The organism is Nocardia sp. NPDC058480 (genome assembly GCF_042720495.1).
Taxonomy (GTDB): Bacteria; Actinomycetota; Actinomycetes; order Mycobacteriales; family Mycobacteriaceae; genus Nocardia.
In genome coordinates this window covers 1-24,865 of the sequence record NZ_JBHXMN010000023.1, presented here as the reverse complement: position 1 = coordinate 24,865, position 24,865 = coordinate 1, and the positions used below count along the sequence as shown (strand labels likewise).

The following is a 24,865-nucleotide window of genomic DNA, read 5'->3' as shown; positions in this document are numbered from 1 at the left end:
CGTGCCCGACATTGCCAAGGTGTCCACCACCCGGTAGTTCTCAGTCGATTATCAGGCCTGCGGCCGAATTTCGACGTGATCGCGGGCGCGGCGTGGTGGCACCTGAACGGCAATGGCGAGTCGAGGCGAGCGTTGCCTATTCGCCGTGCCGGGCGTTCGTCGGCTCGTAGCGGCGGGTGAAGTCGAGAATGCGGGCAGTCACCAGCTTCGGGAACTGGTAGAAGACGCCGTGTCCTGCCTTGGGAACGATCGCGACTTCGCAGGTGCGCAGATTATCGCGCAGGCGTTGTTCGGCGAGCTGCGGATCGACCACCAACGACTCCGACCCGATCATCGCAAGAGTCGGTGATGTGATCGTGGCCAGCCGCTCGTCGGTGAACATCTTCGGGTAGCCGATCGTGGGGACATACCCGAGAGCCGACTTCACACCGGCGAATTCCGCGTCGTTCAGGGCGACGCCAGGGTTGAGCCGTGCGTTCATCGTGCGGAGGTTCTTATCGGTGGGCCGGGCGCCGACCCGGATCATCATCCACAGCAGGCTCCACTTGATCTTCGTCAATGTGCCGCTCGGTTCGACCACAGTCAGGCTCGCCAGCCGGGCCTGCTGGGTGGTACCGATGACCAGCGCCTGCCACGCGCCCTGCGAGTAGCCGACCAAGTGGACACGCTCGACGTCGAGGCCGTCGAGGACCTCACCGAACCAGGTACCGAACCCCGTTTCGTCGATCGGCGCGGTCTGCACGCTCAGACCAGGCGCGCCGATCATTTCCGGCATCAAGACCACGTGATCGCGAGCGAAATCCTCGATGACGTGATTCCAGGCCAGGCTGTTGCCGCCGAGCGAGTGCATCAGCACAATCGGCACACCCTCTCCCGCGCCGGCCCTACGGACGCGAGTGGTCCCGAAAGAGGTAGGAATGTCGACCGTGGTCGACGGAATGGGTGACTGCTTTTCCAGTTCCCGATAGGTCCGCAGGTATTCCTCGCGTGCCTTGTCGTTCTTGAACCGCCCGATCTTGGCCATGACCACCCCTGTTTCTCGTTGGTGATATAACCGTACCACATAGGTGGTATGGGCGTACCATGAAACCTTCCCGAGCAGTCGGAGCAGAAGGAGCCACGGTGCCACGCTTGGCCGATCACGAAGAGCGCCGCAGGTCCATCACGGGTGCGACCCGCCGGGTCATCGCCAGAGGCGGGCTCGACGCCGCAACGTTTCAGTCCGTCGCGGCGGAGGCCGGAGTCTCGGTGCGGTCGGTGCAGTATTACTTCGGCACCAAGCGGGAGTTCCTGCTCGCCACCCACCGCGCGGTCGTCGAAGATTCCGGCGCCCGTTTGGCACAAGGGTTTGCGAGCCTCGGACAGGACGCCGGTCCGCGCGATATCGTGCGCACGATCCTGATCGCGCTACTCCCCCTCGACGAGCCGAGTCGGCAGAACGCCGTCATCCTCGGCATCTTCCACGCGGCGGCGCTCACCGGCACCGACATCGAATCCGCGGATACCACAGGAGCACCCGACTACATTGTCGATGCGGTCGCCGGACAGCTGCGGCAGTCGCGCGGGCCCGATGCCGACGAGAAAACGATCATCGCCGACGCGGAAGTGATCCTGCTCGCGCTCGGCGGACTGGCGCAGGGAATGCTGACCAACGACGGCTATGCCGCGCGCGCGACGCAATTGGTCGACCATCTGCTCGACCGCGTCCTCGAGGCCTGAACAACGAAGAGCCCCGGCGATATTCGCCGGGGCCCACTCGTCTGACACTCGAATTACTTCTTGCGTTCCTTCTTCTCGCGCACGCGCACCGAAATGCGCACCGGCGAACCGTCGAAGCCGAACTCCTCACGCAGGCGGCGCTCCAGGAAGCGGCGGTAGCCTGCCTCGAGGAACCCGGTGGTGAACAGCACGAACGTCGGCGGACGGGTGCCCGCCTGGGTGGCGAACATGACGCGGGGCTGACGGCCGCCACGCATCGGCGGCGGAGTGGCCGCGATGACTTCCTTCAGCCAGGTGTTGAGGCGGCCGGTGGAGATGCGCTTGTCCCAGGACTCGAGCGCGGTTTCCATCTGCGGCACCAGCTTCGCCACGGCGCGGCCGGTGTGGGCGGAGATGTTGACCCGCTGCGCCCACGGCACCCGCACCAGATCGCGATCGATCTCTTTCTCGAGCATGTAGCGGCGGTCCTCGTCGACCAGGTCCCACTTGTTGAACGCCAGCACCAGCGCGCGACCGGATTCAGCGACCAGGCTGATCACGCGCAGGTCCTGCTCGGTGATCGGCACCGAGGCGTCGACGAGCATGATCGCGACCTCGGAGGCCTCCAGCGCCGACTTCGTCCGCAGCGACGCGTAGAACTCGGTGCCGGTGGCATTGGAGACCTTGCGGCGCAGACCGGCAGTGTCGACGAACTTCCAGGTCTTGCCGCCCAGCTCGACCAGCGAGTCGACCGGGTCGACGGTGGTGCCCGCGACATCGTGGACCACCGAACGCTCGTCGCCCGCCAGCTTGTTGAGCAGGCTGGACTTGCCGACGTTCGGCTTGCCGACCAGCGCCACGCGACGCGGACCCGCGACAGCGGTGCCTTCACGCGGGGTCTCCGGCAGCGCGCTGAGCACGTCGTCGAGCAGGTCACCGGTGCCACGGCCGTGCGCGGCCGAGACCATGCGCGGCTCGCCGAGCCCGAGCGACCACAGCGAGGCAGCCTCGAGTTCGACCTTCTGATCGTCGACCTTGTTGGCCACCAGGATCACCGGGATCTTGGAGCGGCGCAGCTTGCGCACCGCGGCCTCGTCGGTGGTGGTCGCGCCGACCGTGGCGTCGACGACGAGCAGGATCGCGTCAGCGGTCGCCATCGCCACCTCTGCCTGGCGCGCGACATGGGCTTGCAGGCCCTTGGCGTCGGGCTCCCAACCGCCGGTGTCCTGCACCATGAAGCGGCGCCCGGCCCAGTTGGCCTCGTACGAAATGCGGTCACGGGTCACCCCGGGAACGTCTTCGACCACCGCTTCGCGTCGGCCGAGGATGCGGTTGACCAGGGTCGACTTACCCACATTGGGGCGCCCGACCACGGCCAGCGTCGGCATCGCGATGTGCTGTTCGCCGTCACCGTCCCCATCGATATCGAGGACTTCCCATTCGGACTCGTCGGTCCAGGTTCCGTCGCCTACGAGAATCTCTTCGATCATCGCGGACCTCCTGTCGTGGCCGAAAGCTGCTGAGCCACCACGCGATACAGCTCCTCGATGGTCTGCGCCATCGTCAGATCACTGGTGTCGACGAGCACCGCGTCGGCGGCGGGGCGCAACGGCGACACTGTGCGGGTGGAGTCGAGGGTGTCGCGGCGCTGCACGTCGGCCAGCACGGCCGCGTAATCGTCGCCGCGGCCCTCGCGGATGTTCTGAGCATTGCGCCGCTCGGCGCGTGCCTCCGCGGAGGCGGTGAGATAGATCTTGGCGTCGGCGCCGGTGAGCACGACGGTGCCGATATCGCGGCCTTCGACCACGATGCGTCCCGACATCGCCGCGATCTCACGCTGCAGGGCGACGAGCTGCTCGCGCACCTGCGCCACCGCGGAAACCGCCGAGACGGCCTTGGTGACGGCGTCGCCGCGGATCTCGTCCGAGACGTCTTCCCCGTCGAGTTCGACGACCTCATGGCTGGGATCGGTGCCGATGGAAAGCGGCAGTGCCGCAACGGTTTCCGCGATCGCGACCGCATCGGTCAGCTCCACACCCGAGCGCAGCACGCGCAGCGTCGCGACCCGGTACATGGCACCGGTGTCGAGGTAGCGGGCGCCGAGGCGCGCCGCGAGACGACGCGACACGCTGGACTTGCCGGTGCCGGAGGGTCCGTCCATCGCGACGACGAGCGTCGCGTCACCGGTCATCCGGTCGCCGGCGAACTCCAAGGGAAAGTCCACACCGTTCACAGCTGTACCGCCTCGTAGAGTTTGCCGATCTCGTCGCGGCCGAGCACCCGCAGCGTGCCGGGACGCTGGTCACCCAGAGCCACCGGGCCGAGGTGGGTACGCACCAGCCGGATCACCGGGTGGCCGACCTCGTCGAGGAGCCTACGCACGATGTGCTTGCGGCCCTCGTGCAACACGAGCTTCACCAGCGACCGGCCCTGGTAGGCCTCGAGCACCATGAACTTGTCGACCTTGGCCGGCCCGTCCTCGAGCTCGACGCCTTCGCGCAGGCGCTTACCGACCAAGCGGTAGTTCACCTCACCGTCGACGGTGGCCAGGTAGGTCTTGGGCACCTCGAACGAGGGGTGCATCAGTCGATGCGCCATCTCGCCGTCATTGGTGACAAGTAGCAGGCCCTCGGTGTCGGCATCGAGACGCCCGACGTGGAACAGGCGCTGACCGGCGGCGATCCGCTCGGCGATGATATCGCCGACGCAGGGGCGCCCCAGATCGTCGGACATGGTGGACTGCCAGCCCTTGGGCTTGTTCAGCACCAGGTGCACCAGTTCGTCGCGCACGACCACGCGGGTGCCGTCGACGCGCACCACCGCGTTCTCGGCGTCGATGCGCAGACCCTGCTCACGCACGATCTTGCCGTCGACCTCGACGCGACCGGCGGCGATCATCTCCTCGGCGGCCCGGCGCGAAGCCACGCCCGCCTTGGCGAGGACCTTCTGCAGGCGTTCGCCTTCGCCCCATGGGAGCTTCTTGGGGCCCTCGGTGACGTCGGAGTGCTGGTGCCGCGCGGGCTTGGCGTTGTTCAGGATCGTCGGAGCGACGACCTTCTTCTGCGGCTTCGCGGTCTTCTTGCGAGCCGCGAAGGCCTGGGCGCCGGCCGGAGCGCCGCTGCGCTGACCAGCCGTGCCACCACGCTGTCCGCGATCGGCGTCACCACGTGGGTAGCCGCCACCGCTGGCGGCACCGGGGCTGCGGCGGTCGTCACGCTGGTAGCCACCGGCAGACGGGCCACGACGGTCGCCACCGGCAGGGGCGCCGCGACGATCATCACGCTGGTAACCGGAGGAGGCTCCGCGACGGTCACCACCGGTCGGGGCGCCACGTCGGTCATCACGCTGGTAGCCACCGGTAGACGCGCCGCGACGATCGTCACGCTGGTAGCCACCGCCGGTGGAACCACGACGACCACCGGACTCGGCGTCACGCTGGAAGCTACCGGCGGACCGGGCAGCTGTCTGATTACCGCGCTGGAAGCCACCCGCGCCGGTGCCGCGGCGGCCGGGTGCCGCTGCGCGGGAGCCACCCTGCCCGGTGCGCGCACCCTCGCCACGGTTACCCGCGGTTCGATTCGCGCCACTTCGGGGCTGGTCGCTGCGATTTCTTCGATCCGGTGTGCCATCTCGGCGAGCGGAATTATTCATCTGTCCTGTCAATCGTCAGTGCCGAGATCCATGTCGGACTCGGCGGGTTTCTTCAGCCTGGTGAACCGCGGATCGGTTTCCAGGCTCTCGCTGATCTCGTCGATCAGATCGACGCCGGGAAGCAGCGGCGCCAGCAGTGGCAGGTCGCCGAGTGAGGCGAGCCCGATCCGTTCGAGGAACAACTCGGTGGTGCGGTACAACGTGCCGTTGGTTTCGGGGTCCTGACCCGCTTCCGCGATCAAGCCTCTGGCCAGCAGCGTGCGCATCACTCCGTCGACGTTCACTCCTCGGACCGCGCTGACCCGCATGCGGGTCACCGGCTGGCGGTAGGCGACTACCGCCAAGGTTTCCAAGGCGGCCCGGGTCAGTTTCGTCCGGGCCCCGTCGAGCAGTACCCGCTCGACATAGGGCGCGTACTCCTGTCGAGTATAGAAGCGCCATCCGTCACCGACGAAACGCAGGTCGATGCCGCTACCCCGCGCGGACAGCTCAGCCGCCATCGCGCGCAGCACCGGCTCGACGCGCTCTGTGGTGTCGTCCAGGGCCGCTGCCAGCTGTTCTGTCGGCGCCGGGGCGTCGACAACGAGCAACATCGCCTCGAGCGCCGAGCGCAATTCGAGGTCGTCTAGCGGCTCAGAGGTGAATTCCGCCACTGCCTCTGTCATGCTGCGCCTTCCTGGCTGATCGAGGGCCCTCCGTGGTCACGCTCCGCTACCGCCTCCGGGCCTGACCCGATCATCCGTAGTCCTCCTCGAAAGTCAATGCCGCCGCCTCAGCGTCCGGGTCGAGCTCCCCTAGCCAACTGACCGCGAGAGGCCCGAGCGGATCGGGTTGGTCGAAAGCGATGGTTTTGCCCCGATACAACTCCAGCAACGCCAGAAACCTCGCCACGATTTCCACCGGGACTGTGCAGTCGACCACCAATTCGGCGAACGTCGTCCACCCGCCGGGCCCGCGTTCCTTCAACATCGCCAGCACCAGCTCGGCCTGTTCGGCGACCGAGATGGTGTGCATGTGCAGATGCCCGAGCCCGACTTCGGCGATCGGGCGTGGTCGAAACGCCGCCGCCGCGATCTCGGCGAACGCGGCGATATCCACCCCGAGGGTGACCTCGGGCAGCAGCCCCTCGAACTGTTCCTCGAGCGCCACCGAGCGCGGATACCGACGCAGCGCCGCGGCTTCCAGCTCGGCGAGCAGCTCGGCCACCTGCTTGAACGCGCGGTATTGCAGCAACCGCGCGAACAGCAGGTCACGAGCGTCGAGGAGTTCGAGGTCGTCGGCGTCGGTCATCTCGCCCGACGGCAGCAGCCGTGCGGCCTTGAGGTCGAGCAAAGTGGCGGCCACGACGAGGAATTCGGTGGTCTGATCGAGAATCTTGTCCGCGCGCAGCTTGGTGTTCTCGGCCAGCTCGGCGGTCAATGCCTTGGTGTAGGCGATGAATTCGTCGGTGACCTGATGCAGCGCGATCTCGGTGACATCGAGTTTGCGCGAGCTGATCAACGTCAGCAGCAGATCGAACGGCCCCTCGAAATTGGTGAGCCGCAAGTGAAAACCGGGTTTCTCCGCGGCCGGCACCGCGTCTTCGGGTACTGCTTGCACCGCAGGTGTAGCTCCGATCACCGGCCAGACCGGTGGATGACTTCACGTGCCATCGCTCGATACGACTCGGCGCCGCCCGATTTCGGCGACCAGGTGGTGATCGGCTCACCGGCCACGCTCGCGTCGGGGAAGCGCACGGTGCGCGAGATGGCGGTGTCGTAGACCAGATCACCGAACACCTCGACCACGCGTGACATCACCTGACGCGAATGCAGCAGGCGCGCATCGAACATGGTGACCACGATGCCGTAGAGGCTCAGCCGTGGGTTGAGCCGGTCGCGCACCTTCTCGACGGTGTCGTTGAGCAGGGCGAGGCCGCGCAGCGAGAAGTACTCACATTCCATCGGAATGATCACGCCGTCGGAGCAGGCCAGCGCGTTGACCGTGAGCAGGCCGAGCGAGGGCTGGCAGTCGATGAGAATGTAGTCGTAGCGATCTCGCACATCGTGGAGGGCGCGGCCGAGCGACTGTTCGCGGCCGACCTCGTTGACCAGCTGGATCTCGGCGGCCGACAGGTCGATGTTGCTGGGTAACAGGTCCATGCCGTCGACCTTGGTGGTCTGGAGCACGTCGTCGACCTTGGCTTTACCGCCGATCAGCAGGTCGTGCACGGTGAGTTCGAGATCGTGGTGTGCGACACCGAGCCCGGCCGAGAGCGCACCCTGCGGGTCGAGGTCGACGAGCAGCACCCGGCGACCGTATTCGGCCAGTGCCGCACCGAGGTTGATGGTCGAGGTGGTTTTTCCGACCCCGCCCTTCTGGTTGCACATCGCCACGACGAGTGCGTCGCCATGTCGCTGGACCTGGGGTGGATCGGGTACCAGTCGCAGCGGGCGGCCTGTCGGGCCCATCTCGACGGCCTCGGCGACCTGGTCCGGTCCACCGTCCCACGGTGTTTCCGCTGTCGTCACGATCCGCTGCTCCTTATACGTTTTCCTTGCCGGTAACCCCTGTCGAGGGTAGCGAGGCCGATCCGGGACCGGCTCGCTTTCGTACGTCCAACTCTGGGTAGACGCTACCGCTCGGACCGGTGAGGTACGGCATGGCAACGCCGGGCGTGTTCGCACGATACCTGCTCAGCGCGTACCGGTGGGTACGGTTCACGTGGCACGCGGATGGGCGGTGGCCCATACTTCGCGCAGGGTGCTCACCGTGACGAGGGTGTAGATCTGGGTCGTGGTCACCGAAGCGTGGCCGAGCAGTTCCTGCACCACCCGCACGTCGGCGCCGCCGTCGAGCAGGTGGGTGGCGAAGGAGTGCCGCAGGGTGTGCGGTGAGACCGTCGCCCCGATCCCGGCACGTTCGGCGGCGGTCTGCAACACCTGCCATGCGCTCTGCCGGGACAGTCTGCCACCGCGAGCATTGAGGAAAAGCGCTCCGCCGGAACGTTTTCCGCTCGCGGCGAGGGTGGGACGGCCGCGCACCAGATACGCGTCGACGGCGGCGAGGGCCGGGCGGCCGATCGGGACGAGGCGCTGTTTTCCGCCCTTACCGTGCAGCACCACACAGCGTTGCTCGGCGTCGATATCGTCGACGTCGAGCCCGACCATTTCCGAGATCCGCGCGCCCGTGGAGTAGAGCAGTTCCAGCAGACCTCGGTCGCGCAGTCCGCGCGGTCCCCCGTCGGAGCCATCCGGTTCGCCGCCCACCGACTCGAGAAGTCGCAGAACCTGGTCGTAGGGCAGCGCTTTGGGCAACCGCCGACCCGGCGCGGGTGGTTTCACCGCGTGCGCCACATCGGTGTCGGTGATGCCTTCGGCGGCGGCGAACCGGTGCAGTCCGCGGACCGCGATCAACGCCCGCGCCACCGAACCGGCGGCCAGCGCGGGGTGATCGGTGCCGCCGGAACGCAACGCCATGGTGAATTCGGCGACGTCGCCTTGGGCCACCGCGCCCAAGCTCTCGACGCCGCGACCGGCGAGGAAATTCCGGTAGCGGGCCAGATCACGACGGTAGGCACCGAGGGTATTACGCGCGGCTCCGCGCTCGACCGCCAAATGGTCGAAGTAGGCGTCTATCTCCCGCTCGAGCACGCCACTGCCCCGTCTACTCCCCGCCGACCACCGCGGCGGGACCCGCCACCGAAGCGCGGGCCGCCGCGGTGCTCACGCGTGGTTACCGCGAGCCGGTGCGGACCGCGCATCGGCCGCCTTGCGCCGCAGGAACGTCGTCGGCTGACCGGGCCACGGCGCGTCGGCGGCGCGCATCGGCACCCCGCCCGCCCGCGCCGCGGCATAAGCGAGCACGCCGGCGACCGCGGTCGCGTTCACGATCTCCCCCGCGAGCGCGGCTCGCACCGCCTCGTCGAGCGGCATCCGCACCAGTTCCAGGTCCGCTTCCTCGTGCTCGGGATCGGGCCGGTCGGTGGCACTGAGACCGGTCGCGAAGAACACCCGAAGCGCCTCGTCGGTGAAGCCCGGCGACAAGGCCACATCCACCAGCACCGACCACTGCGCGGCGGCGAGGCCCGTCTCCTCGGCCAGCTCACGCTTGGCCGCGGTGAGCGGGTCCTCACCCTCGATATCGAGCAGCCCGGCAGGCAGTTCCAGCAGCCGGGTACCGATCGGATGCCGATACTGCCGGATCAGCACCACATTGCCGTCGTCGTCGAGCGCGAGCACCGCGACAGCACCGTGATGCTCGATGACCTCACGCTCGGCGACGCGCCCGTCCGGCATCCTGACCTGATCCTGGCGCAAGGCCAGGATCGCGCCGCTGTAGAGCACCCGGCTCGACACCGTCTCGAAGTCGTGACTACCGGGCTCGCTCATGCGTTCCTATCGCCGATTTTCCTAGGCTTCCGCGGCCTGCTCCGCGAGCTCTTCCTCCGGGAAGTCTACGGGAAGGCGTTCGGCCAGTTTGTATTTCAACGCGGCGTTGATCAGCGCCGCGAACAGCGGATGCGGCCGGGTCGGACGGCTCTTGAGCTCCGGATGCGCCTGGGTGGCGACGAAGAACGGATGCACCGAAGCCGGGTATTCGACGAACTCCACCAGGTGCCCGTCGGGCGAGGTGCCGGAGAAGACCAGCCCGCTCTTGGCGATGGCGGCGCGGTAGGAGTTGTTCACCTCGAACCGGTGCCGGTGCCGCTCGGACACGTTCTCGGTCCCGTACGCCTGCGCGACGACCGAGCCCTTCTTCAAGGTCGCGGGATAGGCACCCAGGCGCATGGTGCCACCCAGATCGGCTTCACCAGCGACGACGTCTTCCTGATCGGCCATGGTCGAGATCACCGGATTCTTGGTGTCGGGCTCGAATTCCGCGGAGTTCGCGTCGGCGATACCGACCGAACGCGCCGCCTCGATGACCACACACTGCAGACCGAGGCACAGGCCGAGCAGCGGGATACCACGGTGGCGGGCGTAGCCGATCGCGCCGAGCTTGCCCTCGATACCGCGAATACCGAATCCACCGGGGATCAGCACGGCGTCGACATCACGCAGCGCCGCGATGGCACCGGCTTCGGTTTCGCACTCGTCCGAGGGCACCCAGCGGATGTTCACCTTGGCACGATGCGCGAAACCACCCGCACGCAGCGCCTCGGTCACCGACAGGTAGGCATCGGGCAGATCGACGTACTTGCCGACCAGCGCCACCTCGACGGTCTCGCGCGGAGAATGCACGCGATCGAGCAGATCACCCCACACCGCCCAATCCACATCGCGGAACGGCAGCCCGAGCTTGCGCACCACATAGGCATCGAGGCCCTCGCTGTGCAGCACCTTCGGGATGTCGTAGATCGACGGCGCGTCCGGCGTGGAAATGCACGCCTCCACATCGACGTCACACATCAACGCGATCTTGTTCTTGAGACCCTGCGGCACCTCACGGTCACAACGCAGGATCAGCGCGTCGGGCTGGATACCGATATTGCGCAGCGCGGCCACCGAATGCTGGGTCGGCTTGGTCTTGAGCTCACCCGAGGGCGCCAGATACGGCACCAGCGACACATGCAGGAAGAACACATTGTCGCGACCCACATCGTGACGGATCTGGCGGGCCGCCTCGAGGAACGGCTGCGACTCGATGTCACCGACGGTGCCACCGATCTCGGTGATCACCACATCCGGCACATGCCCCTCGAGATCAGGACCCTGCATCGCCAGGATGCGATTCTTGATCTCATCGGTGATATGCGGAATGACCTGCACCGTATCGCCCAGATACTCGCCGCGACGCTCCTTGGCGATCACCGTCGAATAGATCTGGCCCGTGGTCACGTTCGCGTCCATCGTGAGATCGCGATCGAGGAAACGTTCGTAGTGACCCACGTCCAGGTCGGTCTCGGCGCCGTCTTCGGTGACGAACACCTCGCCGTGCTGGAACGGGTTCATGGTGCCCGGATCGACATTGAGATACGGGTCGAGCTTCTGCATCGTCACCCGCATGCCGCGCGCGGTCAGGAGCTGACCGAGGCTGGAGGCGGTGAGACCCTTACCCAATGAGGAGGCGACGCCACCGCTCACGAAGATGTGCTTGGTGGCATTCTTAGCCTGATTCCGTTGATGACCCACGGACCACCACTGTACCGCTAGTCCGCCTCTCCGCGTATTTTGCCGGTCGTTTGCGGGCCCGCGTGTTGGTTTGCCGGGCCTGCGGAGAGGGGTTCGAGACTTCTGGACGTGCCCGGTGAGTTACCCATGTTCTTGCGAGATCAGGAGTTCTGTCCTGAGTGCGAGTCGCGGGAGCTCGCGTCGGGAAGGTGGTGAGGTTCTCAATCAGCGGGGCATGGCTACCAGAGTGAGGGAGGTCGCTGATGTGCCTGTTCCGTAGCGGCCTGCGCCGCCGGTGAGTTGTTCTGTCAGGGCGAGTGTTGTTGTTACTCGGCCTATTTCGCGGTCTACGTTGTCGACTGTCGTGACTGTTGTTGACAGGGGGGCCTGGGCTCTTACGGTGGCTATGGCGGCGTTGTTCTCGGCGGCGCCTGCGCGGCCTGCTAGGACTGTTCCCGCGGCTCTTGCTCGGAGGGCGCCGGTGAAGCGGGCGATAGTCGCGCCCTGGCCGGTGTCGGGTTCGACACCGTTGCCGGTGATGACCACGGCTAGTTGCGCGGGTCTCGTCGGGGGGTCGGTGTAGGTGAGGAAGTCGCCGCCTCGGAGGGTTTCGAGGATGAGGGACAGTTCCTGGGGGGTGCTGCGGGGGTGGTTGGTTGTGGGGTCTTGGAGCAGGGCAAGGCCGAGGAGGTCGCCTGCGAGGCTGCCCTGGTCTACGGCGCCGGTGTTCAGTTGAGCGCCCGCGGGGACGATGTTGGTCAGGGTGGAGCGCATGCGGTCGCCCTCCCCCGCGTCGACGAAAGACTCGGTGAGGGCGATACGGCCGGTCACTGTGGCGCCTGCTGTCCGCAGGGACTCGCTCACGCCGTCGATATCGGCGGGGTCGGCGTCGGGGGTGGTGAGGACGACGACCGTGCGGTCGGCCAGGGTGCCGTTCAGGATTCGGGCTGCCGAGCCCGCGATGAACTGGTCGGCGGCGTCGAGACGGGCGGCGAGTTGGGCGTTCTGGGTGGTCAGCGCGTCTACCTGGGTGTTCAGGTCGGTTTTGTCCGACCGCAGGCCCGCGAGCATGTCGCCGGCGAGGGTGTGTGAACCGAGCACCACCCCGACCGCGAGCGCGAGGAAGATCGCCGCGATCGAGATGGCGTGCTGACGCAGCGAGATCACAGCAGACCACGCACCCACAGGACGAAGCTGTTCCAGTACTCGATCGCCCAGTCCAGTACCTCGGAGCCGTTGCGCGAGGCCAAGATCACCACCACGATCGCCACGAGCGCGGCCAGCACCACCAGCGCCAACGCGGCACCGGCGGAACGGTGGCGGTACAGGGTCGACACCGCGTTCGCGTCCACCAGTTTCGCGCCGACCTTCAACCGGGTCAGGAAGGTGGCCGGGTTGCTGTCACGACGACCACGGTCGAAGAAATCCTCGAGCGACGCGGGGGCGCCCGCCAGCACGATGAGTGACGCGCCGTGATGATCGGCGAGCATCAGTGCCAGGTCGGTCGGCGAACCCGAGGACGGGAACGTGGTGGCACCGATGCCGAGATCCTGGATCCGCTCCAGCCCCTTCGCGTGCCCGTCGGTGTCGGCGGGCAGGATCATCTCGGCGCCGGATTTCAATGTCTCCGTGCTGATTTCGTCGGGATCGCCGACGATCAGGTCGGGCGTGTATTTGAGCTTGCGCAACGTGTCGGCGCCGCTGCCGACACCGATCAGGATCGGCGCGTACTCCTTGATGAACGGCTTGAGACGCTGCAACTCCGCGAGATGGCCGGAGCCGTCGGCGATCACGACCACATGCCGGTTACGCATGTTCAGCTCGATATCGGGCACCCCGACACCGTCGATCAGCAGTGCGCTCTCGGTGCGCACGAATTCGGTGGTGTTGCCCGCGAACGCGTCGAGGTGGTCGGCAAGACCGTTGCGCGCCTCGATCATCCGGTCGGCGATGGCCGACTCGTCGAACTCGATGCCCTCGACCAGAACCTCGGGTTCCTTCTTGGTCAGCTTGTCGGCGTAGACGATGCCGGCGTCGATGCGAACCTTGGCGCCGTCCTTGATCCTGCCGAACGCGTCGGAGGACACCGTGTCCATCAGCACGATCCCGTTGGCCACCAACACTTCCGGTCCCAGATTGGGATACCGCCCGGAAATCGACGGGGAGGTGTTGATCACCGCGAGCACCCCCGCCTCGACCAGCCGGTCGGCGGTGTGGCGGTCCAGGTCGGTCTGGTCGAGGACGACCACATCCCCCGGCCCGACCCGCCTCAGCAATCGCCCGGTATCGCGATCCACCCGGGCGATCCCGGCGACACCGGGCAACGTTTCCGTGTTCCGTGACAACAACGCCGGCATCTTCATGGGGCCGATGATGAAGCGAAACCCTCAACCTTTGGTGGAGGCGCGCCGAACCACCGCTCGCATTCGTCACTGTGACCGATCGACGCCACCGCTACCGAGTTCACGGGCCTGAGACCACGGTCGCCGATCCTGGTCGGCTTTCGGCGTCCACAGCTCGATCAACGCCCCGATCACGACGCTCGCCCGGAGCGGAGCGGTTGAGCGCTACCGGCCATTGAGCACAATCTGCACCAGGAGTTCGAGCTGGTCTGTGATGCGATCAAGGGGTTGGGTGCTGCGTTGCGCGCGACACATCGCCACGCTTCCTTCGACGGCGGCGATGATCAAGGTGGCGGTGCGTTCCGCGTCGGGCCGCTCGGCACCGTGTGCGCACAACGACATCGCGAGCAGTTCGGCCCACTTCACGAAGGCCGCCGCTGCCGCTTCGCGAGGAGCCCCCTCGGCATCCGGCGAGTCTTCGATGGAGACTGCGAGGACGGGACAGCCCGCATGGAAGTCAGTGTCCACCACGATCTTCCGCCACATGCGAAGAAAGGCGTTCAGCCCGTCGACGGGACCATTGCCGAGCTCACGCTCCAGCACCGACGCGGTTAGGTCGCCCGCGTAGGTGACCGCCTCGGTGGCCAGTTGCGTTTTGCCGCCGGGGAAGTAGTGATAGGTCGACCCCAACGGCGCGCCCGCGTGTTTCGCTAGATCGCGCACGCTCGTAGCACCGAGGCCGCGGCGACGGATCAGGTCGGCGGCACCCACCACCAGCTTCTGGCGCGAATCCGGAGAATCCGCTGGTTTGCTCGGCACGCTCACCTCCCTGGCTATAACAACCGTCATATAGTAGCGTTCCATAATTATAACGAGCGTCATAAGATGTCCGACCCCGCCCGAAGGAGCGCATCATGCCGATGATTCATCTGACCAGCCCCGCCGGGGCGCTGGCCGCCGAGGCGCGCGCCGAGTTGATGAAGTCGCTGCCCGCGGCGCTGCTGAAATGGGAAGGCGCGCCCGACAACGCGTTCTTCCGCGCACAGGCTTGGTGCCGCATCGAGGAGGTCGCCGACGGCGGCTTCGCGGCACTCGAAGACGAGCTCGCCCGGTTCCTGGTGAAAGTGACAGTTCCGGCGGGTGGACTCTCGGAGCGCCGCAAAGCCGGACTCGTCAAGGAGGTCACCGACCTGATCCTCGCCGCGGCAGGCCTCACCGAAGCTGATGCCCTGCGCGTGTGGGTGCTCGTCCACGACCAGCCCGAGGGCACCTGGGGCGCGGCGGGCACCATAGTGAAGTTCCAGGAACTCGCCGCACTCGCGCAGGGGCGGCGCGCGGATGCGTGAGCTGCAGTTCATCCGCACCGGACACCTGGAGTGGCGGGAACGCCCGACCCCGGTGCTCCAGGATTCGCGCGACGCGCTGGTGCGTCCATTTGTCGCTGGGCGCTGCGACGGCGACACGATGCCGATCCACCGCCACGTCTCGCGGGCAATGCAACTCGGCCTGCGAACCGGACTGATCGATCCGGCGGTCGCGAGTGTTTGCGGGCCGGTCCCGTTCCAGGGGCCGTTCGCGATCGGGCATGAGTGCGTCGCCGAGGTGATCGAGGTCGGCGCCGACATCACCACGCTGCGCCGTGGTGATGTGGTCGTGGTCCCGTGGTCGGTGTCGTGCGGCGACTGCCGCGAATGCCTCAGGGGGCTCACCGCGAAGTGCACCACCACCCGCACCTCGACGCTGGCGGCCTTCGGGTTCGGACCGGCGAGCGGTTCCTGGGGCGGCATGGTCGCCGACCTGCTGCGCATCCCTTTCGCGGACCACATGCTCGTGCCGGTTCCCGCCGGCGTCGACCCCGTCCGGGTAGCGGCAGCTAGCGATAACCTCGCCGACGCCTGGCGTTGCGTCGTCCCGCCGCTGCGGCACCGCCCGGGAGGCAAGGTCCTCGTCCTCGGCGGTGCCGCACAGAGCATCGGACTGTATGCGGCAGGTCTCGCGGTCCGGCACGGAGCGGAGGTCGTCGACTATGTCGACCACCGGCCCGAACGACTCGCAATCGCCGAAAAGCTCGGCGCCCGAGCATCTGCTGCGGCTTCGAAGCGCCGTCTGCGGCACTCCGATATCCCGCGCGGCGACTACGACATCGCCGTGGAGGGCACATCGACGGCCACCGGTGTCGATCTCGCCCTGCGCTCGCTTGCTCCGGGCGGGTTCTGCCAGCCCGTCGGCTATTACCTACCGCCGGGCACCAAGGTTCCACTCATGCACATGTACGCCAACGACGCCACCTTGAAGATCGGCGTCTCCAACGTACGACCGGTCCTGCCCGAACTCCTAGATTTCCTTGCGCGACAAGACTTCCCAGCCGAGCTGGTTACCACTCTCACCGCCGACTGGGAGGACGCACCCCAGGCCTACACGGCCCACACCACCAAACTGGTCCTGCGCCGTGACCGTGTCCACACCGCCGAAACGAATCAGGGATAGGACGCACCGCACCACGGCGGCCAGATCGGAACGGTCGCGACAACTACCCGTATGCTCCGGGTCACAGATATTTCGGACAGGAGACACATACATGGCACGCAGCACCGTCGAGACGGTTTTCGACGCACCTCGCGACATCGTCTACCGCCTCTTTACCGAGCGTGAGAGCGTCAGCCCGTACCTGCCGGTCCAGGTCAAGCTCGTCAAAGCGGGCGATCCGGCCACCGGCGTCGGTGCCCAGCACGTGCTCGGCTTCGGCAAGGCAGGCGTCACCGAGGAGATCACCGCGCTGGTCCCCGGCGAGCGAATGGAATACAAGATCGTCAAGGGTGCGCCGGTCAAGCGCCATGTCGGCATCATCACCTTCGCCGATACCAGTGAGGGCGGCACCCGCGTGGTGTACACGATGGAGTCCGAGCCGTCGCTGCCCGTGCCCGCGCCGGTGCTCGAGTTCGGCCTGCGTCAGCTGACCAACCAGCTCATCGGCGGCGTGCGCAAAGCCCTGCGGTAATCCTGGAGCGCTGGCGCGCTCGAGTTCGCGACCCCGCCGGTCCCGCAGTTGCGGCGCATGCGCTTCGAGCCCGCAACTGCGAGACGGCCGCGAACCGCCGCTGCGTCGCGGGCCCTCCTCGAGGTCGGGTCGTGCCGGGCGGGGAATGCCGTCATGACGGACTCGGAGCTGCGGGGATCGCTGGTTCAGGCAGGTAGCCGTTCAGCTCGCGCGGTTTCGAGTAGTTCTTCCGCGTGCGCACGGCCGGTCTCGGTGTCGTCGAGACCCGCGAGCATGCGTGCCAGTTCCACTACTCGTTCGTCGTCGGTCAGCGTGCGAACACCGCTGTCCACCTTGCCTTTTCCGTCGTCGGACTTGTTCACCACCAGGTGGGTGTCGGCGAAGGCCGCTACCTGTGGAAGGTGGGTCACGACGATGACCTGGTGGGTGCGGGCCAGGCGCGCCAATCGTTTGCCGATCTCCACCGCGGCCCGGCCACCGACACCGGCGTCGACCTCGTCGAACACCATGGTCGCGCCGTGATCGGACCCGGCGAGCACCACCTCGAGTGCGAGCATCACCCGCGAGAGTTCACCGCCGGAAGCGCTCTTGCTCAACGGCAGCGACTGCGCGCCGGAATGCGCGGAGAGCCGGAATTCCACTTCATCGCAGCCGTTGGACCCGGCATGTAGCTGCACCCCGCCGATCTCGAGCGGCGCCGAATCCTGGGCACTGGCCGGTAGCGGACGGACTTGGACTTCCAAGCGCGCCTTGCCCATCGCCAGGCCACCGAGCTCGGTACTCACCGCGCTCGCCAGCTTGCCCGCCGACTTGGCGCGCGCGGCACTGAGTTTGCGTGCCGCTTCCCGCACCTTGCCCGCGGCGGTCTCGACCTCGTCGGCCAGCTTGGCCAGCGCGTCCTCGGACACATCGAGCGAATCCAGGCGCGAGCGCGACTCGTCGGCCCACGCGATCACGCCGTCGATATCGGACGCGTATTTACGAGTCAGGGATTTGAGCTCGGCCTGACGGTTGAGCATCGAGTCCAGCGCACTGGGATCGGACGGCAATTCCGACAGATAGCTGCTGAGTTCGGTGGCCACGTCGACCACCACCGCGATCGCCTCGCCCAGACGTGGAGCCAGCGCGGCCAGCGCTGGGTCGTCGGCGGAATCCAGGCGGGCGCGGGCACCACCGAGCAGATCGAGCACGCCACCGCCGTCGGCCGGTGCGTCGGTCGGACCAGACAGTGACTCGTGCGCGGCGACGCCGGCCTCGCGCAACGAATCGAGATCGCTGAGCCTGCGGATCTCGGCGACCAGGCGGGTGTCCTCACCGGGTTCGGGCGCGATGCCGTCGATTTCGGTGAGCGAATACTTGAGTCGATCGGCCTCTAGCGCCAATTCCCTACTGTGCGCGGTGCGTTCGAGTAGTTCGGTGCGCGCGTCCAGCCAGGACCGACGGTGCACTTGATACTTGCGCAGCAGTCCCGCGACGCCGTCGCCGGCGAATTGGTCGAGTGCCGACAGTTGCTGTTCTGGCCGCTGCAACCGCAACTGGTCGTTTTGTCCGTGCACGGTCAGCAGCCGGGAGGTGAACTCGCCGAGCACCGCGGCGGGCACCCCGCGCCCACCCAGGTGTGCGCGCGAGCGTCCGTCGCTGTTGACGGTGCGGACCGCGATCACGCTGCCGTCCTCGTCGGCTTCGGCGCCCGCCGATTCCAGCACTTCCCCGACCGCCGCGCGCGCTGCCTCGTTCACGTCGTCGACGACGAAACGGCCCTCCACCACGGCTTTCGCCGCGCCGAGGCGTACTCGACCCGCGTCAGCGCGAGCACCACTGAGCAGGTGCAGGCTGGTGACAACCATGGTCTTGCCCGCACCGGTCTCGCCGGTGAGCACGGTCAGACCGGCATGGAACTGTGCGGTGGCCGTCGAGATGACACCGAGTCCGTCAATCCTGATCTCTGTCAGCATCAGTGCTCTTCCGTTCGCTGTCTGCCCCGCCAGCCGGTGACCGGCAGCCGGAACTTGCGCACCATCCGGTCGGCGAAGGGCGCCGAATCGAGCCGCACCCAACGTACCGGCCGTTCGCCGCGCACCACTTCGGCGCGGCCGCCACGCGGTAACGCGAGAGTGCGCCTGCCGTCGAGGAACACGATCGCATCGTGCCCGGTCGCCACGGTTTCCACCGCGATGAGCGATTCCGGGCTGGTCACCAGTGGCCGCGCGAACAATGCGTGGGCGTTGCTCGGGATCACCAACATCGCCTCGAGTTCGGGCCACACCACCGGCCCGCCCGCCGAGAACGCGTAGGCGGTCGACCCGGTGGGGGTGGAAATGAGGATGCCGTCGCAGCCGAACGCCGAGACGGGCCGCCCGTCCACTTCGAGCACCACTTCCAGCACACCCATCCGCTGCGCGTTCTCGAGGCTGGCCTCGTTGAGCGCCCAGCCACGTTCGACGATCGTGTCGTCGACGCGCACGGTGACGTCGATGGTCATCCGGTCTTCCACCTGGTAGTCGCGATCGACCACCTGCGAGAGTGCCTCGTCGAGGTTCTCGGCCTCGGCTTCGGTGAGAAAGCCGATGCGGCCCAGGTTGATTCCGAGCACCGGCACGCCCGCGGGCCTGCCGAGTTCGGCCGCGCGCAGGAAGGTGCCGTCACCGCCGAGGGCGAGCACCATCTCACAGCCCTGCGCCGCGGACGGGCTGTGCGGCACCACGCGTACCGGGTACCCGGCTTCGTCGGAGAACCGGGTGCTGTCGGCCTCGTCGGCCAGCACCCGCAGGCAGATGCCCGCTTCGGCGAAGATCTTCGCCACCCGGTGCGCGGTCTCGATGATTTCCGCGCGGCCGGGATGGGCGACGAGCAGGATCTCCCTGCCGCCGGCGTGCGTACTCACTGCGGACCCTCCTCGACAGCGTGCGCGACCAGCGCCCGCACCTGTTCGGCGTCGTAGTCGAACGGGCCGACCTTGCGCAGCCACAGGAAGTACTCGACATTGCCCGACGGACCCGGCAGCGGACTGGCGACCACACCAAGGGTGCGCAGTCCGAGCGCGGCCGCGGCGTTGGCCACCTCGCACACCACTTCGGTTCGCAACGCCGGGTCACGCACCACCCCGCCCGAGCCGACGCGGTCTTTGCCGACCTCGAACTGTGGTTTCACCATCGGCAGCAGATCAGCACCGTCGGCCGCGCAGGCAGCCAAGGCAGGCAGCACGAGCCCGAGCGAAATGAACGACAGGTCGCCGACGACGATTTCGACTGTGCCGCTGATGGATTCGGGGGTGATGTTGCGCACGTTGGTGCGGTCGAACACCCGGACCCGGTCGTCGTTCTGCAGTCGCCAGATCAGTTGGCCGTAGCCGACGTCGACCGCGACCACTTCGCGCGCGCCCTTGTTGAGCAGCACATCGGTGAACCCGCCGGTCGACGCGCCCGCGTCCAGACACCGCTTACCCGCGATGCTGAGCCCCTCGGGTTCGAACGCCTCGAGTGCGCCGAGCAGTTTGTGCGCACCACGCGAGGCCCACGACACCTCGTCGGGTTCTTCCCGCACGATCAGCGGGGTTCCCGTCTCCACGGCCGTCGCGGGTTTCACGGCGACAGTTCCGGCAATCAGGACGCGGCCCGCGCTGATCAGTTCGACCGCGTGTTCTCGCGATCGCGCCAATCCGCGGCGAACCAGTTCAGCGTCCACGCGCGCTCGCCTGGCCACCTCAGATCTTGTCCACTGTCGCCAGCGCGTCCACCAGGACGTCGTGCGCCTGCTCGAGGATGCGCGCACGGCGGGTGATGTCGGCACCGGTCTCGGTGTTCTCCGCCGGGCTCACGGCGGGACGCGGGCCGAGCTCGGCGAGCAGTGCATCGACGTCGGCCTTGATCCTGCTCGGATCGGCCGGTTCCTGAGGTGCCGGGACGCCGGGCAGGTGAGCGCCCGGCACGGGAATCCCGGGCCGGGGTGGCTGTGGCGCGCCGTTCGGCGGTGAACTCGCAGTACTCATCGTGACGTCAACGCTATCGGATTTCCGAATCGGCCGCGCGCACCCGTACCGCCCGGCCGGGATACTGTCGCAACAGTTCCGCGATGTCCGCAGGAGCGGCGGGCTCGGCCACGACGGCGTCGTTGAGGGCGTCGAGGGTGGCGGCGATGAAGGTAGGGATCCGGGCTGCGGGTGCGCCGATCACCTCGTCGAGCGTGCTGACTCCGGTCAGCACCAGCAGCGAGTCGAGGCCGAGGCCGTTGGCGCCCTCGATATCGGTGTCGAGACGGTCGCCGACAACCAGGGCGCGCCGGGTGCCCGCTCGCTCGATAGCGTCTTCCATCAGCGGCGCGTAGGGCTTGCCCGCGACGAGGGGTTCACGATCGGAGGCGGTGGCAAGGGCAGCGACCATCGAGCCGTTGCCAGGGGCGAGGCCACGCTCGTTGGGCAGGGTGCGGTCGGTATTGGCGGCGATCCACAGCGCGTCGGCGCGTAAGGCGTAGGCGGCTTCGGCGAGGTCGGGCCACGCGGTTGTCGGCGAGTGGCCTTGCACGACCGCGGCCGGTGGGGTGTCGCCGAACCGGCGGATGGGGTCGAGGCCGACGGCCTTCACCTCCGCGGCCAGATCGTCGGTTCCGACGACGAGCACCCTGTCACCGGGGCTCAGCCGTTCGGACAGCATGCGGGCGGCGGCTTGCGCACTGGTCACCACGTCAGCTGCGGTGGCCGGGTAGCCGAGCTCGTCCAGGTGGTGCGCCACGGCACCGGGGCCGCGCGCGGCGTTGTTGGTGACGTAGACCAAACGTTGGGCCGAAGCACCGTCCGGTACAAGCGCTGTGGGAGCGCCTTCGATGACCTCGGGTCCGCGGTACAGCGTTCCGTCCAGGTCGAGCAGCAAAGCGTCATATTGATCGCGCAGCCGGTTCATCCACCCTCACTCCGTCGTCACTGCCGGGTCGAACACATCCGCGACCCTAAGCGTAGGCACCGACAGCTTCGGTTCTCCTCGGCTGTCGAATAGCGCTCGCACCCTTCATGATCGAGCATGTGGCACGTGTTCGGGCGCAGTGTGCCTGGTTCCACGTCGAAGTCCCGCGCGTCGCGGACGGGATCATCGACCGATGTTGATGGCACTCAGCGGTTCCCGCGTGGCCATACCGGACCACTGTTCGGCGCAGAGCCGAGGGCGTCGGATGGTCCATGGGACCGCCCGCTTACTCACACCTGCTTGTTCGACAGGGCCCGCCCGAACACGCTCCAGCATGAAGAAGGCCGCAGGCCGGGAACCTCATGAAGGTCCCCTGCCTGCGGCCGTGTGCTGTCTACTGCGCGTCGCCGGTGAGTTCGGTTGCCCGTTCCTCGGCATCGGTTTCGTCGTCGAGATCGGCGGCCGCGGCATTGAGGAACCACTGCAGACCGTCATCGGTCCGACCTGCCGCCACCAATGCATCGGCGTAGGCGTAGAACAGCCGCGCGGCGGCGGAACCGGTGCGCGACGGATCCAGATCGGAAGCCTGCAGCGTCACCACGGCCTGGTCGAACTGACCCAGATCCATTCTGGCGCCTGCGACCACCATGCGCAGCTCGGCGGCTTCGTCACCGGTGAGCGTCTGCGCTTCCTCGCTGCGACCGAGCTCGATGGCCCGTTCCGGCCTGCCGAGACCGCGCTCGCAGTCCGCCATCACCGCGAGCAGCCCGGCACCGCCCGACATGCGCCGTGCGGTCCGCAGCTCCGACAGTGCCTCGGCCCACTCCTCGGCGTGGTAGGCCACCACACCGGCGGTCTCACGAACCACCGCGATGCGGCCCGCACGCTGCCGCGCGGCCCGAGCGTGTGCCAGGGCCAGGCGCGGGTCGTCTTCGAGCAGCTCGACGGCCATCACCATGTGCCGGGCCACCGAATCGGCGTTGTTCTTGTCCAGGCTCAGCAGGTCGCGGCGCACGGCCGGATCCAGATCGGAAGCCTGCACGTCCTCGGGCAGATCGGGCTCCTCGGGACGAGCCGCACGGCGATCATCCGGGCGGCCACCCGCAGCACGAGCACCTTCACCGCCACGTCGGCGATCATCGCCGCCGAAGTCACCGGACCGCCCCGCACCACCGGAGGCCGCGCCGCTACGCGGGCGGTCGTCACGGTCCGAACGAACACCGCGATCAGCGAATCCACGCCGCTCGCCGCGATCGGAGTCGGCGCGGGCACGATCGTCACGATCCGACCCGCTGGAACGGTCGTCTCGATCGGCTCCCCGCGAGCGGTCGTCGCGGTCCGACTCGGTACGGACACGGTCGTCACGATCGACGCTATGCGGGCTTTCGTCACGGTCCGAGGCGCGCTCACCGTCGACCGCGGTACGCGACTGGTCGTCAAGATCCGAGGCGCCACGCGAACTGTCGTCGCGATCTGCGTCATGCAAGCTTTCGTCGCGATCTGCGGTACGAGACCGGTCGTCGAGATACGAGTCACCGCGCGTGCGGCCGTTATCCGACTCGTCACGGGGAAGATCGTCGCGATCCGTGCCACGGTGACGGTCGTCCGCGCCACCATCGGCGGTCGCACCTTCAGCGGTCGTGTTGTCGACGTCGGCTACCCGAGCCGCACTCGGCTCCGGGCGCTCGGTCGCTGCGTCCTCGGACTGCTCAGTGGACCCTGCCGACTTGTCGCTCGCTGCTTCGGAGGTGTTGTCCGATGCGCCGGCCGAGACCGTGCTGTCGCGGGGTTCGATGGTCGACTCTTCGATATCGGAAGCAGCCGCTGCCGAGACGACGCCGAGCACATCACTTTCGCGCTCAGTGCGCTTCTCACGGTAGGTGCCGTTGAGCGGCTTGCCGTCCTCGCCGACAAACCGTCCCTGACCGCCACCAGCGCGGGTATCTCGCTTGAAGCCGCCGCGACCACGATCGTCGTCCCGTCGGGGCCCGCGATCGTCGTCGCGACGCGGGTAGCCGCCCTTGTTGCTGTCGTCACGACGCGGGTAACCACCCTTGTCGTCGCGCTTGGGGTAACCGCCACGATCCGAAACACCGCGCGAGCGATCGTCGCTGTCACTGCGACGGAAGCCACCACGGTCACTGCCGCGATCGGAGCTGCCGCGCGAACGGTCGCCGCCTTCGCCGCGACGGAACCCCCCGCCCGAACCGCCACGGGGACGATCGTCATTGTTGCCGCGGTATCCACCACGATCACCGCCGCGATCGAATCCACCGGCAGAACGGTCGCCGCCTTCATGACGCTTGAATCCACCACGATCGCCGGAGCCGCCACGACCGGCGTCATCGCGGCGCTGGTAACCGCCACGTTCGCCGCTGTCGCTGCGCTGGTAACCGCCACGTTCGCCGCTGTCGCTGCGCTGGTAACCGCCACGATCGCCACTGTCGCCGCGCTTGAATCCACCGCGATCGTCGTCACGCTTGGGGTAGCCGCCGCGACCAGCGTCGTCGCGCTTGGGGTAGCCACCCTTGTTGCTGTCGTCGCGACGCTGGTAGCCACCGCGATCGGAGGAGCCGCCACGATCCGAACCACCGCGCGGACGGTCGTCGTTGTTGCCGCGGTATCCACCACGATCATTGGAGCTGCTACGACCGGCGTCATCGCGGCGCGGATAGCCGCCACGGTCGCCACTGTCATTGCGCTTGAATCCACCCCGATCGGAGCTGCCACGATCGGAACCACCACGACCGGCGCTGCTTCCTCGGCCGGCGTCGTCACGACGGAATCCGCCGCCTTCGCCACGGCCAGAGCCGCGATTGTCACCGTGTCCGCCGCGGGGGCGATCGGTCGGTTCGCCTCGCCGGCCGAAACCGGGGGCGTCTCCGTCCCGGCGGAAAGGCTTCCGTCCGTCGTTGTGTTCCGACACGGCGATCCCTCTCTAGGTTCCCCGGCCTCCGGGGAGTGTTGACATGGCCCCGCCACTAAGAATTCAACCACGGACGAAGGACGGGGCATCGTCCGCCTGGCGTACCGAACTCGTATCGAGTCCACAAACGCCGATAGGGGACCCAAATAAGGGTCCCCTATCGCGAAGGATGTTCCGGCAGTGTCCTACTCTCCCACACCCTGTCGAGTGCAGTACCATCGGCGCAGGTGGCCTTAGCTTCCGGGTTCGGAATGGGACCGGGC

Annotated in this window: 24 protein-coding genes and 1 rRNA gene; 5 read left to right on the top strand and 20 right to left on the bottom strand. The window is 67.4% G+C overall.

Translation table 11 applies throughout. The features are described 5' to 3' along the window. Positions 1 to 136 precede the first annotated feature (136 nt). On the bottom strand, positions 137 to 1,024 hold the full coding sequence (locus ACFWO8_RS31470) for an alpha/beta fold hydrolase (protein ID WP_378972762.1): 888 nt from the start codon (positions 1,022 to 1,024) through the stop codon (positions 137 to 139). 98 nt (positions 1,025 to 1,122) lie between these two features. On the opposite strand from ACFWO8_RS31470, the gene ACFWO8_RS31465 reads away from it, so the two are divergent. Beyond that, positions 1,123 to 1,719: a TetR/AcrR family transcriptional regulator gene (locus tag ACFWO8_RS31465; protein ID WP_378972755.1), complete on the top strand. Its 597-nt coding sequence runs from the start codon at positions 1,123 to 1,125 to the stop codon at positions 1,717 to 1,719. 53 nt (positions 1,720 to 1,772) lie between these two features. Here ACFWO8_RS31465 and der read toward each other — a convergent pair whose 3' ends face one another. The 12 genes from der to ACFWO8_RS31405 all read right to left on the bottom strand — a co-directional run bounded on the left by der (position 1,773) and on the right by ACFWO8_RS31405 (position 14,602). Next, positions 1,773 to 3,188: a ribosome biogenesis GTPase Der gene (gene der, locus ACFWO8_RS31460; RefSeq protein WP_378972749.1), complete on the bottom strand. Its 1,416-nt coding sequence runs from the start codon at positions 3,186 to 3,188 to the stop codon at positions 1,773 to 1,775. Then, positions 3,185 to 3,889 (bottom strand): (d)CMP kinase, encoded by a 705-nt coding sequence (gene cmk, locus ACFWO8_RS31455; protein WP_378973035.1) that lies wholly within the window; start codon positions 3,887 to 3,889, stop codon positions 3,185 to 3,187. The genes der and cmk overlap by 4 nt, the downstream gene beginning before the upstream one ends. Before the next feature lie 38 nt (positions 3,890 to 3,927). Then, a complete protein-coding gene (locus ACFWO8_RS31450; protein WP_378972741.1) occupies positions 3,928 to 5,349 on the bottom strand; it encodes a pseudouridine synthase in 1,422 nt (473 codons plus the stop codon). Positions 5,350 to 5,357: 8 nt separating this feature from the next. Beyond that, positions 5,358 to 6,014, bottom strand: a complete 657-nt coding sequence (gene scpB / locus ACFWO8_RS31445) for an SMC-Scp complex subunit ScpB (RefSeq protein ID WP_378972736.1) — start codon at positions 6,012 to 6,014, stop codon at positions 5,358 to 5,360. Between the two features lie 70 nt (positions 6,015 to 6,084). Further along, a complete protein-coding gene (locus ACFWO8_RS31440; protein ID WP_378972724.1) occupies positions 6,085 to 6,969 on the bottom strand; it encodes a segregation and condensation protein A in 885 nt (294 codons plus the stop codon). Next, positions 6,966 to 7,799, bottom strand: coding sequence for a ParA family protein (locus ACFWO8_RS31435; protein ID WP_378917330.1), 834 nt, complete (start codon positions 7,797 to 7,799; stop codon positions 6,966 to 6,968). Before ACFWO8_RS31435 ends, ACFWO8_RS31440 begins: the two co-directional genes overlap by 4 nt. Positions 7,800 to 8,048: 249 nt before the next feature. Beyond that, entirely contained in the window at positions 8,049 to 8,981 is a 933-nt protein-coding gene (xerD, locus tag ACFWO8_RS31430) for a site-specific tyrosine recombinase XerD (protein ID WP_378972715.1), read from the bottom strand. A gap of 72 nt (positions 8,982 to 9,053) precedes the next feature. Further along, positions 9,054 to 9,719 carry an NUDIX domain-containing protein gene (locus ACFWO8_RS31425; protein WP_378972710.1) on the bottom strand — a complete coding sequence of 222 codons (666 nt, stop codon included), beginning with the start codon at positions 9,717 to 9,719 and terminating at the stop codon, positions 9,054 to 9,056. Between the two features lie 21 nt (positions 9,720 to 9,740). Next, positions 9,741 to 11,462, bottom strand: coding sequence for a CTP synthase (locus ACFWO8_RS31420; RefSeq protein WP_378972706.1), 1,722 nt, complete (start codon positions 11,460 to 11,462; stop codon positions 9,741 to 9,743). Between the two features lie 204 nt (positions 11,463 to 11,666). Beyond that, positions 11,667 to 12,608, bottom strand: coding sequence for a copper transporter (locus tag ACFWO8_RS31415; protein WP_378973022.1), 942 nt, complete (start codon positions 12,606 to 12,608; stop codon positions 11,667 to 11,669). Then, complete coding sequence (steA, locus tag ACFWO8_RS31410; protein ID WP_378972703.1) at positions 12,605 to 13,804, bottom strand: putative cytokinetic ring protein SteA; 1,200 nt, start codon at positions 13,802 to 13,804, stop codon at positions 12,605 to 12,607. The genes ACFWO8_RS31415 and steA overlap by 4 nt, the downstream gene beginning before the upstream one ends. Positions 13,805 to 14,008: 204 nt before the next feature. Beyond that, the gene (locus tag ACFWO8_RS31405) at positions 14,009 to 14,602 is read right to left on the bottom strand and encodes a TetR/AcrR family transcriptional regulator (RefSeq protein ID WP_378972685.1); all 594 of its coding nucleotides are present in this window, start codon (positions 14,600 to 14,602) and stop codon (positions 14,009 to 14,011) included. Positions 14,603 to 14,697: 95 nt separating this feature from the next. Here ACFWO8_RS31405 and ACFWO8_RS31400 point away from each other — a divergent pair, with 95 nt between their 5' ends. The 3 genes from ACFWO8_RS31400 to ACFWO8_RS31390 all read left to right on the top strand — a co-directional run bounded on the left by ACFWO8_RS31400 (position 14,698) and on the right by ACFWO8_RS31390 (position 16,781). Further along, a complete protein-coding gene (locus ACFWO8_RS31400; RefSeq protein WP_378972680.1) occupies positions 14,698 to 15,129 on the top strand; it encodes a 4-oxalocrotonate tautomerase family protein in 432 nt (143 codons plus the stop codon). Continuing rightward, positions 15,122 to 16,270: a zinc-binding dehydrogenase gene (locus ACFWO8_RS31395; RefSeq protein ID WP_378972675.1), complete on the top strand. Its 1,149-nt coding sequence runs from the start codon at positions 15,122 to 15,124 to the stop codon at positions 16,268 to 16,270. The genes ACFWO8_RS31400 and ACFWO8_RS31395 overlap by 8 nt, the downstream gene beginning before the upstream one ends. A gap of 91 nt (positions 16,271 to 16,361) precedes the next feature. Then, entirely contained in the window at positions 16,362 to 16,781 is a 420-nt protein-coding gene (locus ACFWO8_RS31390; protein WP_378972671.1) for an SRPBCC family protein, read from the top strand. A gap of 185 nt (positions 16,782 to 16,966) precedes the next feature. On the opposite strand, the gene recN is transcribed toward ACFWO8_RS31390, so the two are convergent. The 6 genes from recN to ACFWO8_RS31360 form a co-directional block, all read right to left on the bottom strand. Further along, entirely contained in the window at positions 16,967 to 18,736 is a 1,770-nt protein-coding gene (gene recN / locus ACFWO8_RS31385; RefSeq protein ID WP_378972666.1) for a DNA repair protein RecN, read from the bottom strand. After that, complete coding sequence (locus tag ACFWO8_RS31380; RefSeq protein ID WP_378972661.1) at positions 18,736 to 19,665, bottom strand: NAD kinase; 930 nt, start codon at positions 19,663 to 19,665, stop codon at positions 18,736 to 18,738. The genes recN and ACFWO8_RS31380 overlap by 1 nt, the downstream gene beginning before the upstream one ends. Then, complete coding sequence (locus ACFWO8_RS31375; protein WP_378972657.1) at positions 19,662 to 20,483, bottom strand: TlyA family RNA methyltransferase; 822 nt, start codon at positions 20,481 to 20,483, stop codon at positions 19,662 to 19,664. The genes ACFWO8_RS31380 and ACFWO8_RS31375 overlap by 4 nt, the downstream gene beginning before the upstream one ends. A gap of 1 nt (position 20,484) precedes the next feature. Continuing rightward, on the bottom strand, positions 20,485 to 20,769 hold the full coding sequence (locus tag ACFWO8_RS31370) for a hypothetical protein (protein WP_378972647.1): 285 nt from the start codon (positions 20,767 to 20,769) through the stop codon (positions 20,485 to 20,487). Positions 20,770 to 20,782: 13 nt separating this feature from the next. Continuing rightward, entirely contained in the window at positions 20,783 to 21,676 is an 894-nt protein-coding gene (locus ACFWO8_RS31365; protein WP_378972641.1) for an HAD-IIA family hydrolase, read from the bottom strand. 394 nt (positions 21,677 to 22,070) lie between these two features. Then, the gene (locus ACFWO8_RS31360; RefSeq protein ID WP_378973013.1) at positions 22,071 to 23,162 is read right to left on the bottom strand and encodes a hypothetical protein; all 1,092 of its coding nucleotides are present in this window, start codon (positions 23,160 to 23,162) and stop codon (positions 22,071 to 22,073) included. Between ACFWO8_RS31360 and ACFWO8_RS31355 the strand changes: the two genes are divergently transcribed. After that, the gene (locus ACFWO8_RS31355; RefSeq protein ID WP_378973053.1) at positions 23,052 to 24,644 is read left to right on the top strand and encodes a hypothetical protein; all 1,593 of its coding nucleotides are present in this window, start codon (positions 23,052 to 23,054) and stop codon (positions 24,642 to 24,644) included. The two genes, ACFWO8_RS31360 and ACFWO8_RS31355, sit on opposite strands and share 111 nt — an antisense overlap. 130 nt (positions 24,645 to 24,774) lie before the next feature. On the opposite strand, the gene rrf is transcribed toward ACFWO8_RS31355, so the two are convergent. Continuing rightward, a 5S ribosomal RNA gene (gene rrf, locus ACFWO8_RS31350) occupies positions 24,775 to 24,865 on the bottom strand; the annotation flags it as partial.

What these genes read in the sequence shown, in the direction of transcription:
- ACFWO8_RS31400 (WP_378972680.1), top strand. Translation starts at nt 14,698, where the DNA reads ATGCCGATGATTCATCTGACCAGCCCCGCCGGGGCGCTGGCCGCCGAG.
- ACFWO8_RS31450 (WP_378972741.1), bottom strand. Translation starts at nt 5,349, where the DNA reads ATGAATAATTCCGCTCGCCGAGATGGCACACCGGATCGAAGAAATCGC.
- ACFWO8_RS31425 (WP_378972710.1), bottom strand. Translation starts at nt 9,719, where the DNA reads ATGAGCGAGCCCGGTAGTCACGACTTCGAGACGGTGTCGAGCCGGGTG.
- steA (WP_378972703.1), bottom strand. Translation starts at nt 13,804, where the DNA reads ATGAAGATGCCGGCGTTGTTGTCACGGAACACGGAAACGTTGCCCGGT.
- recN (WP_378972666.1), bottom strand. Translation starts at nt 18,736, where the DNA reads ATGCTGACAGAGATCAGGATTGACGGACTCGGTGTCATCTCGACGGCC.
- ACFWO8_RS31395 (WP_378972675.1), top strand. Translation starts at nt 15,122, where the DNA reads ATGCGTGAGCTGCAGTTCATCCGCACCGGACACCTGGAGTGGCGGGAA.
- ACFWO8_RS31435 (WP_378917330.1), bottom strand. Translation starts at nt 7,799, where the DNA reads ATGGGCCCGACAGGCCGCCCGCTGCGACTGGTACCCGATCCACCCCAG.
- der (WP_378972749.1), bottom strand. Translation starts at nt 3,188, where the DNA reads ATGATCGAAGAGATTCTCGTAGGCGACGGAACCTGGACCGACGAGTCC.
- ACFWO8_RS31365 (WP_378972641.1), bottom strand. Translation starts at nt 21,676, where the DNA reads ATGAACCGGCTGCGCGATCAATATGACGCTTTGCTGCTCGACCTGGAC.
- cmk (WP_378973035.1), bottom strand. Translation starts at nt 3,889, where the DNA reads ATGACCGGTGACGCGACGCTCGTCGTCGCGATGGACGGACCCTCCGGC.
- ACFWO8_RS31390 (WP_378972671.1), top strand. Translation starts at nt 16,362, where the DNA reads ATGGCACGCAGCACCGTCGAGACGGTTTTCGACGCACCTCGCGACATC.
- scpB (WP_378972736.1), bottom strand. Translation starts at nt 6,014, where the DNA reads ATGACAGAGGCAGTGGCGGAATTCACCTCTGAGCCGCTAGACGACCTC.
- ACFWO8_RS31370 (WP_378972647.1), bottom strand. Translation starts at nt 20,769, where the DNA reads ATGAGTACTGCGAGTTCACCGCCGAACGGCGCGCCACAGCCACCCCGG.
- ACFWO8_RS31470 (WP_378972762.1), bottom strand. Translation starts at nt 1,024, where the DNA reads ATGGCCAAGATCGGGCGGTTCAAGAACGACAAGGCACGCGAGGAATAC.
- ACFWO8_RS31355 (WP_378973053.1), top strand. Translation starts at nt 23,052, where the DNA reads ATGCGGGCTTTCGTCACGGTCCGAGGCGCGCTCACCGTCGACCGCGGT.